Annotated in this window: 9 protein-coding genes; 8 read left to right on the plus strand and 1 reads right to left on the minus strand. The window is 44.2% G+C overall.

The annotated features are described in order from the left end of the window. The first annotated feature begins 188 nt into the window (after positions 1-188). The 4 genes from AC2JF7_RS05495 (at position 189) to rpoC (ending at position 10,682) form a co-directional block, all read left to right on the plus strand. Entirely contained in the window at positions 189-449 is a 261-nt protein-coding gene (locus AC2JF7_RS05495) for a hypothetical protein (RefSeq protein ID WP_500727691.1), read from the plus strand. Between the two features lie 202 nt (positions 450-651). Beyond that, positions 652-3,150: an ATP-dependent Clp protease ATP-binding subunit gene (locus tag AC2JF7_RS05500; protein ID WP_500727734.1), complete on the plus strand. Its 2,499-nt coding sequence runs from the start codon at positions 652-654 to the stop codon at positions 3,148-3,150. Between the two features lie 209 nt (positions 3,151-3,359). Further along, on the plus strand, positions 3,360-7,004 hold the full coding sequence (rpoB, locus tag AC2JF7_RS05505; RefSeq protein ID WP_500727692.1) for a DNA-directed RNA polymerase subunit beta: 3,645 nt from the start codon (positions 3,360-3,362) through the stop codon (positions 7,002-7,004). A 12-nt stretch (positions 7,005-7,016) separates the two neighbouring features. Next, entirely contained in the window at positions 7,017-10,682 is a 3,666-nt protein-coding gene (gene rpoC / locus AC2JF7_RS05510) for a DNA-directed RNA polymerase subunit beta' (protein WP_500727693.1), read from the plus strand. A 61-nt stretch (positions 10,683-10,743) separates the two neighbouring features. On the opposite strand, the gene AC2JF7_RS05515 is transcribed toward rpoC, so the two are convergent. Further along, positions 10,744-11,424 (minus strand): prepilin peptidase, encoded by a 681-nt coding sequence (locus AC2JF7_RS05515; protein ID WP_500727694.1) that lies wholly within the window; start codon positions 11,422-11,424, stop codon positions 10,744-10,746. 179 nt (positions 11,425-11,603) lie between these two features. Between AC2JF7_RS05515 and rpsL the strand changes: the two genes are divergently transcribed. The 4 genes from rpsL to rpsJ all read left to right on the plus strand — a co-directional run bounded on the left by rpsL (position 11,604) and on the right by rpsJ (position 15,289). Beyond that, the gene (gene rpsL / locus AC2JF7_RS05520; RefSeq protein WP_046307589.1) at positions 11,604-12,011 is read left to right on the plus strand and encodes a 30S ribosomal protein S12; all 408 of its coding nucleotides are present in this window, start codon (positions 11,604-11,606) and stop codon (positions 12,009-12,011) included. Positions 12,012-12,025: 14 nt separating this feature from the next. Then, positions 12,026-12,496, plus strand: coding sequence for a 30S ribosomal protein S7 (rpsG, locus tag AC2JF7_RS05525; RefSeq protein ID WP_500727695.1), 471 nt, complete (start codon positions 12,026-12,028; stop codon positions 12,494-12,496). Positions 12,497-12,517: 21 nt separating this feature from the next. Continuing rightward, entirely contained in the window at positions 12,518-14,611 is a 2,094-nt protein-coding gene (fusA, locus tag AC2JF7_RS05530; protein WP_500727696.1) for an elongation factor G, read from the plus strand. A gap of 369 nt (positions 14,612-14,980) precedes the next feature. Further along, entirely contained in the window at positions 14,981-15,289 is a 309-nt protein-coding gene (gene rpsJ / locus AC2JF7_RS05535) for a 30S ribosomal protein S10 (RefSeq protein ID WP_500727697.1), read from the plus strand. Positions 15,290-15,312: the final 23 nt, after the last annotated feature.

Raw genomic sequence — 15,312 nt, forward strand, 5'->3', positions numbered from 1 at the left:
GATCCTTTCACGTACAGGAATTAAAATACGCCATGTTGCTAAAAGTTAACAAACATCTGATTTAGCAACAAAAGCAGCATAAGATTTACTGAAAAAAGGTAAATGTTCAGCAGAAAATATTGATTTTATAATTGTGGCGGCTATGTCAGCAGACAACTAATGATGCAAGTGCAGGTTTTGTCTATGCCTTGACGATTGCAGGTAAATTGATAACTATCTATCGATACGGCATTGTTATTGGAGCGGAGGTTTTGTTTGGTGATGGTGCAGGAGGAGTTTTGGTTGAAAGCAGTCACAAGCAGAGTTTAGTCGCTGAAGATTTAACGATGCACGCCTTTAGGCAAATACATGCATCCCTATTATTCGATTCTGGAGCTTCAATGAAGGAAATTCAGAAAAGTTTAGGGCATTTATCTTTTCCCGATAAAGGCATTTTTGTTTGGATTTAATAATAATTTGGATACAAAACTCGCACTAGCGAGTTTTTTTCTTTATAAAATTCACGAAAAAGAGGAAAATTAGCATCACATGGTGGACTTTGCTATAATGATTGCAATGTTTTTACGTGAGCAAAAAATAAGTACATAATAATTTACATTTCGATGAAAAAGTTTATAGTCGAAACACGTCATTTTTAAAGGTGGTGCAATGATGAAAAAATCTTATACAAACAGTGCAAACCAAGTTTTGGAAATTGCGCGCGAGCAGGCACAGGCCTTTCACCATCGATTGATTGGGACAGAGCATGTGCTGCTGGCTATGGTAATCGAATCAGACGGTGAAGCGGGTAAAGACTTGCGTGCTTGGGGTGCAACGCCAACAGCAATTCGCGAAGAAATTGAACGCTATACCGGTTATGGGTCTGCAGGCAAGACTACATATATGGAGATGTCGCCGCGCTTGAGCATGGTGCTGGCCTATGCTGGAACTTTGGCCGAACGCGAGGGCTCAGCCAAGATTAGAACTTGCCATATCCTGCTTGGCCTTATTCTCAATGAAAAAGTGCTATCCTCAGTTATCTTGCGCAACTTGAGCATTGATCTTGAGGGACTGCGCAATGATGTTCTTCATAGCCTTGGCGAAGAAGAAGACGTGAGTGGCAGCAGTCAAGCAGATGACAGTGGTTGGTCCAATTTTAATGGCCCTGACTATGATACGCCTAATGCGCAAAGCTCAACCCCAACACTTGACCAGGTTTCAGTTAACTTGAATGAACGTGCCAAGAATGGGCAGATTGATCCAGTAATTGGACGTGATCGAGAAGTGGCGCGCGTAATTGAGATACTTTCACGGCGCAATAAAAACAATCCCGTTCTTATTGGTGAACCTGGCGTTGGGAAGACGGCTGTGGCTGAAGCAATAGCAACAGCAATCATTAACAAAAACGTGCCTCACGACCTCCAAGACAAGCAGGTAGTATCGCTTGATCTAGGCGGTTTAGTAGCTGGAACCAAGTATCGTGGTGAATTTGAAGATCGCATGAAAAAGATTATCAAAGAAATCACGGCAGATGGCAGCATTATTCTCTTTGTTGATGAGATGCACACGCTGATTGGTGCAGGGGGCGCTGAAGGCTCAATTGATGCAGCCAATATCTTGAAGCCTTCACTGGCTAGAGGCGATATTCAAATGATTGGCGCTACAACCTTTGATGAATATCAAAAATACGTAGAAAAAGACCAGGCCTTGGCCCGGCGCTTTCAGATTGTACGTTTAGAAGAACCATCGCGCACTGAGTCGCTGGCAATTCTGAACGGCTTGAAGCCCAAATATGAAAAGTTTCACCATGTTAGAATCATGGATACTGCACTTGAAAATGCAGTTGATTTATCTAGCCGCTACATTTCTAACCGCTACCTGCCAGACAAGGCTATCGACTTGGTTGATGAGGCCAGTGCGGCTGTTAAGGTTAAGTTTGGCAAAGGGTCTAACAACCAATTGCTGCAGATTAACGAGCAGATTAAAAATGTAATTAACCAAAAAAATCAAGCTGCTGTTAACCAAAACTTTGTTAAAGCAGCACAGCTGCAAGACCGGCAAAATAGTTTGCAGATTAGACAAGATAAGCTGACTGACCGCCTGGAAAAGTCAGTTACCCATAAGGCTATCGTCCAGCCGGAAGATATTGCCAAAGTGGTTTCCAACTGGACTGGCGTGCCAGTTACGCAGATGAATCGTGATGAAACTAAGCAGTTAGCCAACCTTGAAGGCGACCTGCATAAGCGGATTATTGGTCAAGACAAGGCTGTTTCAGCAGTTAGTCGTGCAGTACGACGTAGCCGCAGCGGCATCAAGGATGAAAATCGTCCAATTGGGTCCTTCTTGTTTTTAGGACCAACTGGTGTTGGTAAGACTGAACTGGCCAAGGCAATTGCAGCGGCAATTTTTGGCTCAGAAAATAATTTAATCAGAATCGATATGTCAGAGTACATGGATCAAATTGCCAGCAGCAAGCTGATCGGTTCGGCACCTGGATATGTGGGCTATGATGAAGGTGGCCAACTTTCTGAGCAAGTTAGGCGCCACCCATATTCAGTGGTTTTGCTGGATGAAGTTGAAAAGGCTCACCCCGACGTCTTTAATCTGCTGCTTCAGGTGCTGGATGATGGCTTTTTAACTGACTCTAAGGGACGCAAGGTTGACTTCAAGAACACGATTATTATTATGACTTCTAATTTAGGGTCACGGTCTCTGTTTGACACTAAAGCAGTTGGCTTTGCAGCAGACCATACTAGTCAAGCCAAAATGCGGCATGACCGAGTTCAACAAGCCTTAAAGCAGTTCTTCCGGCCAGAATTTCTCAACCGGATTGATGAAGCAATTATCTTTGACGAGCTTGACCAAAAGCAGCTGCGTCAAGTTGTGACTTTGCTGACCCATAAGCTGATTGACCGCTTGCACAAGCAAGAAATCAGTTTAAAGATATCGCCAGCAGCGCTAGACAAGGTTGCCCAAGATGGTTATGATCCAGAAATGGGAGCACGGCAGTTGCGCCGGGCTATTCAAACGGACATTGAAGACGAGATCGCCGCAATGCTTATCAAAGGCGACCTAAGAGCAGGCGACTTGTTGAAAATTGGCTGTAGCCACAATAAGTTGAAGTTTGAGATTGTGCATGCGCAGTCTGGCAAACTTGTTGGGGCAAGGTAAGGTCGTTGACATTAAAAAGTTTTTTTGTTATGCTTATGCGTGACTAAAAAGCTGATTTTCAGGATTTTGCTGATATATTGTCCAGCAAAATAATAAGGACAAAAACGACAATGGTTGTTTTTGTCTTTTTTATGCCTAAAATCAATCCTTTTTAAAATTGTAACCAAAATGTAATATTAGCTTTCTCTGACAGAAAGGATGTTTTCTCCTTGTTAAACGGACACGTAGTGAATTTTGGCAAGCATCGTACAAGACGTAGTTTTTCCCGCATTAAAGAAGTGCTTAAACTACCTAACTTGACCGATGTCCAGACCGAATCATATCAATGGTTTTTGGATGAAGGTATTAAAGAAGTTTTTGACGACATAATGCCCATTAGTGACTTTTCAGGTAAGCTTTCTCTGGAATATATCGGCTATAAGCTGCAGAAACCAAAGTATACTGTAGATGAAGCGCGAGACCACGATGCAACTTATTCTGCACCGATGAATGTCACCTTAAAGTTGACCAACCAAAAAACCGGTGAAATTAAGACCCAAGATGTTTTCTTTGGTGACTTGCCCCTAATGACTGAATCAGGTTCATTCATTATTAATGGTGCTGAAAGAGTTATCGTTTCCCAATTAGTTAGATCCCCAAGTGTCTATTATTCTGGTGACTACGATAAAAATGGTCGGCAGATTTTTGGCACGACGGTTATTCCCAACCGCGGAGCTTGGCTTGAATACGAAACAGATGCCAAGAACGTATCATATGTCCGCGTTGACCGCACGCGTAAACTGCCCCTAACGGTTTTGATTAGGGCGCTTGGAATCGGCTCTGAAGATGAGATTATGGACATTTTTGGACAAAGTGATACTTTACAATTCACTTTGGAAAAGGATGTACACAAGAATCCGGCAGATTCACGCGTTGCTGAAGCGCTAAAGGATGTATACGAACGTTTGCGTCCAGGTGAACCAAAGACGACTGATTCGTCACGGTCACTTCTTTATGCACGCTTTTTTGACCCACGTCGCTATGACTTGGCTTCGGTTGGTCGTTACAAGGTTAATAAGAAGCTCTCGCTTAAAAACCGCTTATACGGACAGACTTTAGCAGAAACGCTAGCCGATCCTGATACAGGTGAAATCGTTGCTAAAAAGGGCACGATTGTTACCCATGAATTAATGGAAACTCTGGAAAAGTACCTTGACCGGGACGACTTCAAGATGGTTACCTACCAACCTTCAAAAGAAGGCGTAATGCAAGACCCAATCAACGTTCAAGAGATTAAAGTTTACTCTAAGGTTAATCCAGAGCGTGTGGTCAAGTTGATTTCTAATGGTCACATTGACAAGGGGGTCAAGTACTTGACGCCAGCCGATGTTTTGGCTTCGATAAACTACTTCTTGTTGTTGCAGGATGACATTGGCAATACAGATGATATCGACCACTTGGGCAACCGCCGCATTCGGCGGGTAGGCGAATTGCTCCAAAACCAGTTTAGAATTGGTTTAGCTAGAATGGAGCGTGTTGTACGGGAAAGAATGTCCATTCAAGACCCGTCAACTGTTACGCCACAGCAATTAATCAATATTCGTCCGATTGTTGCCAGCATCAAAGAATTCTTTGGTTCTTCGCAACTGTCTCAATTTATGGATCAACACAACCCCTTGGGCGAGTTGACGCATAAACGGCGGATGTCTGCTTTGGGGCCTGGTGGGTTGACCCGTGACCGGGCCGGCTATGAAGTCCGGGATGTGCACTATACGCAATACGGTCGTTTGTGCCCAATTGAAACGCCAGAAGGCCCGAACATCGGGCTAATCAACTCCCTGGCTACTTATGCGGTAATTAACAAGTATGGTTTTATTGAAACACCATACCGACGCGTTTCCTGGAAGACGCACAAGGTTACTGACCGCATTGACTACTTGACTGCTGATGTTGAAGATAATTACACAATTGCTGGTGCCAACACCCGCTTGAATCCAGACGGCTCATTTAAAGACGACTTGATTTTAGCGCGGCAAAAAGAAGACAACGTCGAAGTCACTTCTGATAAGATTGACTACATGGATGTTATTCCTAAGCAAGTTGTTTCCGTAGCTTCAGCATGTATTCCTTTCTTGGAAAACGATGACTCTAACCGGGCATTGATGGGTGCCAATCAACAGCGTCAGGCTGCTCCACTGATCAATCCACATAGTGCACTTGTTGGTACTGGTATGGAATACCGGGCTGCGCATGATTCAGGTGCAGCAGTCTTAGCTAAGGCTGCAGGAACGGTTGAATACGTTGACGCCAATACAATCCGGATTAGACGCGAAGATGGCACACTGGACAAGTACACGCTTGAAAAGTACCGTCGTTCTAACAACTCCAAGTCCTACAACCAAACTCCTAACGTGAGATTGGGTGATCAGGTTGATGAAGGCGAAGTCATTGGCAATGGTCCAACAATGGACCATGGCGAACTAGCCTTGGGCCAAAACCCAGTTATCGCCTTTATGACTTGGAACATGTACAACTATGAAGATGCTATCATGCTTTCAGAGCGTCTGGTTAAAGATGATGTTTATACGTCTATTAGTATTGAAGACTATGAATCAGAGGCCCGCGATACTAAACTTGGTCCTGAAGAAATTACACGTGAATTGCCTAATGTAGGTGAAGATGCATTGAAGGACCTTGACGGCCAAGGAGTTGTTCGCATTGGTGCTGAAGTACATGACGGCGACATTTTAGTTGGTAAGGTTACGCCTAAGGGAGTGACTGAACTATCAGCAGAAGAGAGACTGCTGCACGCGATTTTTGGTGAAAAAGCCCGTGAAGTTCGTGACACCTCTTTGCGCGTACCCCACGGTGGCGGCGGTATTGTCCGTGATGTCAAAGTCTATACCCGTGAAAACGGAGATGAGCTTTCTCCTGGCGTAAACACGTTAGTTCGAGTTTATATTGCCCAAAAGAGAAAGATTCAAGTTGGCGACAAGATGTCTGGTCGTCACGGTAACAAGGGTACGGTTGCAGCCGTGGTTCCAGAAGAGGACATGCCTTACTTGCCAGATGGTACACCAGTTGATATTTGTTTAAACCCAATGGGTGTTCCATCACGTATGAACATTGGCCAGCTGCTTGAATTGCACCTGGGCCGTGCTGCTAATAGTCTTGGTATTCATGTGGCTACTCCAGTATTTGATGGTGCAAGCGAAGATGATGTTTGGGACACTGTCCACAAGTCTGGTATTGACAAGGATGGTAAAACTGTTCTTTACGATGGTCGTACAGGTGAACCATTCCATAACCGTGTTTCCGTTGGTATCATGCACTACTTGAAGCTAACCCACATGGTTGACGATAAGATCCATGCGCGTTCAATTGGGCCTTACTCATTGGTTACGCAGCAGCCTCTTGGTGGTAAGGCACAATTTGGGGGCCAGCGTTTCGGTGAAATGGAAGTTTGGGCCCTGGAAGCTTATGGTGCTGCATACACGCTTCAAGAAATTCTGACCTACAAGTCAGATGATGTTGTTGGCCGGGTGAAGGCATACGAAGCAATCGTCAAGGGTGAAAGAATTCCAATGCCAGGTGTTCCCGAATCATTCCGGGTCTTAGTTAAAGAACTGCAATCTCTAGGACTAGACATTCGAGTTCTTGACATGGATCACAAGGAAATTGAGTTGCGCGACATGGATGATGACTCTAATGAGCATTTGAACATCGACACTCTATCCAAGATGGCTGAAGAGCAACAAAAGAAGAAGTTGGCCGAAGAAACCGCAAAATCTGAAGATGGTGAAGCAGAAGAACCGGCAGAAGCTGAAACTCCTGTAGATGAGTCTGATGATGAAAACAAGATTTCTAATAAGTAGGAGGTTAAACTTTTGATCGACGTAAATAAATTTGAAAGTATGCAGATTGGCCTTGCATCACCGAACAAGATCCGGAGTTGGTCATATGGCGAAGTTAAGAAGCCAGAAACAATTAACTACCGTACCCTTAAGCCAGAAAAAGATGGTTTATTCGATGAACGAATCTTTGGTCCAACCAAGGACTGGTCTTGTGCCTGTGGCAAGTACAAGGGCGTAAGATATCGTGGCATAGTGTGTGACCGGTGCGGGGTTGAAGTTACTTCTTCTAAAGTTAGAAGAGAACGTATGGGCCACATTGAATTAGCTGCGCCTGTTACTCATATTTGGTACTTTAAAGGAATCCCATCGCGGATGGGTCTGATTCTTGATATGTCACCTAGATTGCTAGAAGAAGTTATTTACTTTGCGGCTTACATTGTGATTGACCCAGGTGATACTGATCTTGAGTTCAAGCAATTGATGACTGAGGCTGAATACCGTGAGCAAAAGGGCAAGTATGGCAACCGCTTCATCGCTAAGATGGGTGCCGAAGCAATTCGGGACTTGTTGCGCAAGGTTGACTTAGGCAAAGAAGTTACTGACTTGCGTAAAGAGCTGGAGACGGCAACAGGACAAAAGCGGACGCGAGCAATCAGACGACTAGATATTCTTGATGCTTTCAATAATTCGGGCAATAAGCCTGAATGGATGGTAGTTGATGCTGTACCAGTTATTCCGCCAGACTTGCGGCCAATGGTACAACTAGAAGGTGGCCGCTTTGCGACTTCTGACTTAAACGACTTGTATCGTCGGGTTATTAACCGTAACAATCGCTTGAAGCGTCTGCTTGACCTTAATGCACCAAATATTATCGTCCAAAACGAAAAGCGGATGCTGCAAGAAGCAGTTGATGCCTTGATCGACAATGGCCGGCGTGGCCGTTCTGTTGTAGGACCGGGCAACCGTCCGCTCAAGTCCCTGTCACACATGCTCAAGGGTAAGCAAGGACGTTTCCGTCAAAACTTGCTGGGTAAGCGTGTTGACTACTCTGGTCGTTCAGTTATTGATGTTTCACCAAAATTGAAGTTCTATCAGTGTGGTGTTCCGCGTCCAATGGCACTTGAACTGTTCAAGCCCTTTGTAATGCACGAATTAGTTAAGCGCAAGCTGGCATCAAATATCAAGAGTGCCAAGCGCAAGATTGACCGTGAAGATGATGATGTCTGGGATGTACTAGAAAATGTCATCAAGGAAAGAACTGTCTTATTGAACCGCGCACCAACATTGCACCGGTTAAGTATTCAGGCTTTTGAACCAGTACTCGTTCCTGGTAAGTCGATTCGTTTACACCCACTAGCTTGTGAGGCCTACAATGCCGACTTCGATGGTGACCAGATGGCCATCCATGTTCCACTATCAGATGAAGCAGTTGCAGAATCACGTTTGCTGATGCTTGCGGCCCACCATATCTTGGCTCCTAAAGATGGTAAGCCAATCGTTACGCCATCACAGGATATTGTTTTGGGCAACTACTGGTTAACTCAAGCTGAAAAAGGTCGTGAAGGCGAAGGGATGATTTTCAATTCGCCTGATGAAGCAACTGTTGCATATAACAATGGCGACATTCACTACCACTCAATCATTGGTATTGCTGCTGATTCAATGCCGCAAAAGGCATGGCCTAAAGGTTATGAACATGGTATTTTTATTACCACATACGGTCGCGTAATCTTCAACCAGATCTTCCCAGAAAATTACTACTATATTAATGAGCCAACGGAAGAGAATTTGAATAATCCGCTTGCAGCTAAGTACTTCTTAGAAGCAGGGGAAGACATCCATGAAAAGATTGATGATGTGGCCGGTGAACTGGTTTCCACGCCATTCAAGAAGTCTTTCTTGTCTGATTCAATTGCCACGATTTATAAGTACTACAAGGTTCAAAGGACGTCAGAATACCTTGATGACTTGAAGACTTTGGGCTACACCAGCTCTACTACTTCAGGCATCACCATTGGTATGACCGATGTTCCTGAAATCGATGACAAGGACGAAAAGGTAGCCAAGGCCCACAAGCAAGTTGATGTTGTTTCTAAGCAATTTAGACGGGGTCTGATTACTGAGCAAGAACGACACGATCGTGTTATTAGTATCTGGAACGAGTGTAAGGACCAGGTACAGGATGAGATTGCGCAGATTTATGATCCACGTAATCCAATCACCATCATGGCTGACTCTGGAGCCCGGGGTAACATTTCAAACTTTACGCAATTGGCCGGGATGCGTGGTCTGATGGCTACGCCAAACGGTGGTTTGTTTGAAATTCCTGTTACCTCTAACTTCAAAGAGGGCTTGTCTGTTCTTGAATTGTTCATGTCCACTCACGGTGCTCGTAAGGGAATGACTGATACGGCGCTAAAGACTGCTCAATCTGGTTACTTAACTAGACGGCTAGTTGATGTTGCTCAAGACGTGATCATTCGTGAAGATGACTGTGGCACTGATCGCGGAATCAATGTGCATGCAATCATGGAAGGCGATGAACTGATTGAACCGCTTTACGATCGTCTGCTAGGCCGTTTTACGGCTGAAACTGTCAAGGACCCACAGTCTGGTGAAGCAATTGTAGGTCCTAACGAGTTGATTGATGAAAATCTGACGCGGAAGATTTGCGACGCAGGCGTTACAGATGTTAAGATACGATCAATTTTGACTTGTGATACGTCTCATGGTATTTGTCGCAAGTGTTATGGTATGAACTTGGCAACTGGTGAAGAGGTCGAAGTGGGTGAAGCAGTTGGTACTGTTGCTGCCCAGTCAATCGGTGAACCAGGTACGCAGCTTACCTTGCGGACCTTCCACAACGGTGGTGTGGCCGGCGCTGAAGATATTACTCAGGGTCTTCCTCGTGTGCAGGAGCTGTTTGAAGCACGTAATCCTAAAGGTCGTGCAATCATCTCTGAAGTTGATGGGACAATTGATTCAATTCAGGAGAACCCAGCTGAGCATACACGTGAAATTACCGTTAAGGGCAAGATTGATACTAGAAGCTACAGCATTCCTTATACTGCCTCAGTAGCTGTTGCTGAAGGCGATGAAGTTCGCCGCGGCGACAAGTTGACTTTAGGGTCAGTTGATCCGAAGGAATTGATTCAAGTTACCGACACCTTAACGACAGAAGAATACATCTTGGTTGAAGTTCAAAAGGCATACCGGATGCAAGGTGTGGACATTTCTGACAAGCACGTCGAGGTTTTAACTAGACAAATGCTGCAAAAAGTTCGTATCCTTGATCCAGGCGAGACTACTTTGCTTCCAGGTGAGGTAATGGATATCGACCAATTCAAGGATCGCAACAAGTCCGTGATTATTTCTGGAGGCATCCCGGCTACGGCCCAAAGTGTCATTCTGGGAATCACCAAGGCCGCCCTTGAGACGAACAGCTTCTTATCTGCTGCTTCCTTCCAAGAAACGACTCGGGTTCTGACTGATGCTTCGATTAGAGGCAAGAATGATCCACTACTTGGTCTGAAGGAAAATGTCATTATTGGCAAGATTATTCCAGCTGGTACCGGTCTCCCCGTTTACCGCAACATGGAACCTGAATCCGATGTTAAAAAGCCAAAGTCTGTATATTCAATCGCTGATATTGAAAAGAAGATGAAAGAGGCTGATGAAACAAAGGAACCACAAAGCTAGGCAACGTTGTTGCAAGTAAAAAGGCTTTTCTACTATTAGAGTAGAAAGGCCTTTTTTGTTTTCAAAGCAGTAAGACAGTCAATCCCAAAAAGAGGTAGGGAACAAAGGCCACCTGGGCTGAAGTGTTTGCTCTTTCCAGTAAGAAGTGGACGATGAAAAATAGGCAAGCAAGCAGGAAAACTAGATTAGCAAAATGCGGATTAAAGTAAACGACAAGAATCAAATAGATAATCAGATCGCCACTGCCCAATTTACCGCAACAGACATAGTAAATTAAAAGCAGCAGTATGGGAACTAGCTCAATGAAGTCAAAAATTTGGAAATGGAGAACCTTGTTAATCTGACCAAGTGCAAGTATGATTGTGGGCAGCAATAAAGCAAGGTCGAATTCCTGCTGTTCACAGTCAGAAAGGGCAGTTAACAACAAACTGAAAAGCAAAAGTGCAAGTGCAAGTCCCTGGATGCGGCTGAAGTCAACGCCAAAATATGCTGCCCCACCTATGACTTCAGTAACTAATAAGTTAGCAGGAATAGGACTATGGCAGTAGCGGCAGTGCCCTTTAAGCCAAAAGTAAGAAATAATCGGCAATTCATCTAGCAGGCTAAGCTCATTATGGCATGCAGCACAACGAGAACGCGCGAAAATGAAGTCTTCTTTGCCCATCCGTTCGACGACTACAGCTGCATGCGAAGCCAGGCATGCGCCAAGCACAAAGTTAGTTAAGCAATAAATTTTCTCCATCGTTACCACCTCACTTAGTAAGTATGCTGAAAACTAGTTTTTTATCTTTTTATTAAATAGAGATTGATTTTTTCCTAGAAGCGCGTACAATAGTCTTTGTGCATTTTGAAGTATATTTCAGGAGTAAAAAAGAAACTCCTGGATGTGTGAACAAAAATGATTTTAGGAGGAAAAATTTAATGCCAACCATTAACCAATTGGTAAGAAAAGGTCGTCACACCAAGACGACTAAATCAAAATCGCCAGCTTTAAGCTACGGTTACAATAGTATGAAGAAGGAATTGGTCAACAATCCTGCTCCTCAAATGCGTGGGGTTGCAACTCGTGTGGGTACAATGACGCCAAAGAAGCCAAACTCAGCATTGCGTAAGTATGCCCGTGTTCGCCTTTCTAACTTAATCGAAGTTACTGCCTACATTCCAGGTGAAGGCCACAACTTGCAAGAGCACTCGGTTGTTCTAATCCGTGGTGGTCGTGTAAAGGACCTTCCTGGTGTGCGTTACCACATCATCCGTGGTGCCCTTGATACTGCTGGTGTCGATGGCAGAAAGCAGAGCCGTTCTAAGTACGGTGCCAAGAAAGATTAAGGAGGAGTTAAATAATGCCTAGAAAAGGACATGTAACTAAAAGAGATATTTTAGCAGATCCAGTGTACGACTCAAAGCTCGTAACCAAGTTGATCAACCACTTGATGCTGGACGGTAAGAGAGCTAAGGCATCCTCAATCCTTTATGATGCTTTCACCATCGTTAAAGACAAGACTGGCAAGGAACCACTTGAAGTCTTTGAAGAAGCTATGAACAACATCATGCCAGTTTTGGAAGTTAGAGCACGCCGTATTGGTGGTTCTAACTACCAGATCCCAGTTGAAGTTCGTCCTGAAAGAAGAACAACTTTGGGCTTGAGATGGCTTGTTTCATATGCACGTCTGCGTAATGAACATACAATGGATGAACGCTTGGCCAATGAAATCATTGATGCTTCTAACAATACTGGTTCAGCTGTTAAGAAGCGGGAAGATGTTCACCGGATGGCTGAAGCCAACCGTGCATTTGCCCACTATCGTTTCTAATTTTTAAGGAGAGAAAAATTTATGGCTAATAAGCGTGAATTTCCATTAGAAAAAACACGTAATATTGGTATCATGGCCCACATTGATGCGGGTAAGACAACCACTACAGAGCGTATTCTTTACTATACTGGCAAAATCCACAAGATTGGTGAAACCCACGAGGGTGACTCCCAGATGGACTGGATGGACGAAGAAAAAGAACGTGGTATTACCATTACTTCAGCCGCAACGACTGCGCAGTGGAAAGACTACCGGATCAACATCATTGACACTCCCGGACACGTTGACTTCACAATCGAAGTTGAACGGTCCTTGCGTGTGCTTGATGGTGCGGTGACTGTTCTTGATGCTCAAGCCGGCGTTGAACCTCAAACTGAAAATGTTTGGCGTCAAGCTGAAACTTACGGTGTTCCACGAATTGTTTTCGTTAACAAGATGGATAAAATTGGTGCTGACTTCGACAACTCTGTCACGTCCCTGCACGAGCGTTTAAACGCCAATGCTTTGGCCGTTCAAATGCCAATTGGTTCTGCCGAGACCTTTGAAGGGGTAATCGACCTAATTGACATGGTAGCGGACGTTTATGACGAAGACAAGCTTGGTTCAAACTGGGACACTATTCCCGTTCCTGATGAATACAAGGAAGAAGCTGAAAAGCGGCGCAATGAGTTAGTTGAACAAGTTGCTGATGTCGATGATGACATCATGGAAAAGTACTTGGGCGGCGAAGAAATTTCCGTTGAAGAGCTGAAAGCAGCTATCCGTAAAGCTACTTTGGACTTGAAGATCTTCCCAGTATTTGCTGGGTCAGCCTTCAAGAACAAGGGTGTGCAAATGATGCTTGATGGTGTTGTTGACTACTTGCCATCTCCAGTAGACGTTAAGCCTTATATCGCTCATGATCCTAAGACAGGTGAAGAAAGTGAATTAATGGCTGGCGACGACAAGCCGTTTGCCGCACTTGCATTTAAGATTGCTACCGACCCATTCGTTGGCCGTTTGACTTATATCCGGGTTTACACTGGATCACTTGAATCCGGTTCATACGTACTGAATGCTTCTAAGAATAACCGTGAACGTGTTGGTCGTTTGCTGCAAATGCACGCCAACTCAAGAAGCGAAATTTCTGAAGTCTTCTCAGGTGATATTGCTGGTGCAATTGGTTTAAAGAATACTACTACAGGTGATTCATTAACCGACCCAGATCATCCATTGATCTTGGAAAGTTTGGAAGTGCCAGATCCAGTTATCCAGGTCTCAATTGAACCTGAATCTAAGGCTGACCGTGATAAGCTTGATGTTGCTTTGCAAAAGCTGACAGAAGAAGACCCGACCTTCAGGGCTGAAACCAATGCTGAAACTGGTCAAACCTTGATTTCCGGAATGGGTGAACTCCACTTGCAAATCATGGTTGAACGGATGAAGCGTGAGTTCCACGTTGAAGCCAAGATCGGTCAACCACAAGTTGCCTACCGGGAAACCTTTACTAAACCAACTAAGGCACAAGGTAAGTTTGTGCGTCAATCTGGTGGTAAGGGTCAATACGGTGACGTTTGGATTGAATTTACACCTAACGAACGTGGTAAGGGCTATGAATTTGAAGATGCCATTGTCGGAGGGGTAGTCCCGCGTGAATTTATTCCATCCGTTGATGCAGGTTTGCAAGAATCAATGAAGAATGGCATCCTCGCCGGTTACCCACTCATTGACGTTAAGGCTAAACTCTACGATGGTAGTTACCACGAAGTTGACTCTTCTGAAGCTGCCTTCAAGGTTGCTGCATCGCTAGCCTTGAGAAATGCTGCATCAAAAGCTGGTGCTGTAATCCTTGAGCCAATCATGAAAGTGCAAGTAATTACGCCAGAAGATTACTTGGGTGATGTTATGGGTTCCATTACTGCTCGTCGTGGTACGATGGACAACATGGAAGACCGTGCAGGTGCTAAAGTCTTGAACTCAATGGTTCCACTTGCTGAAATGTTTGGCTACGCAACTACTTTGCGGTCATCGACTCAAGGTCGTGGTACCTTCACTATGGTATTTGACCATTATGCAGTTACTCCTAAGTCAATTCAGGAAGAAATCATTAAGTCACGTGGCGGTCACGCTGAATAAGATTATTATCAGATAAAAACTGAATATAAATAGTAAATCGAGACATTGGTAGAGCCAATGCCTCTTTTTGTGTACCAAAAAGCAGTTGGAAATAGCTGTGATTTTCTATTAGTAAAGACTGTTCATCACGGGAAGCTTAAATATGTAAAAAAGATTAATAAAAGCCCCTAAAACCCTTGATATTTCAGCTTAGAGAAGGTATACTAGTTTTTGTGCTTTTAGGGCATACTCTGTCCTTATGCGCATATTTGTTGTAAAGCGTTGATGCAAAAGGTTGCGGCACACCAGGATGCATTGCCACAGTGGTGGAGCTGGGAATTTTTGCGGAAGCTAGTCATCTTTTAAAGAAGACGTTAAGGAGGTAATTTAATGGCAAGTCAATCAATTCGTATCAGACTTAAGTCATACGAACATGGTATTCTCGATGAATCAGCTGCAAAGATTGTAGCTACTGCGCAGAGAACGGGTGCTGAAATTTCAGGTCCAGTTCCCTTGCCAACAGAAAGGGTTTTGTTCACTGTTTTGCGTTCTCCACACAAGAACAAGGATTCTCGTGAACAATTTGAAATACGGACGCACAAGCGCTTGATCGACATTTTAAATCCAACACCTAAGACTGTTGATTCGCTAATGAAGCTTGATCTACCAAGCGGCGTTGACATCGAAATTAAGTTATAATTTTAAAAAAAGAAAGAGGTGTG

The sequence above is a fragment of the Lactobacillus sp. XV31L genome (genome assembly GCF_059900865.1).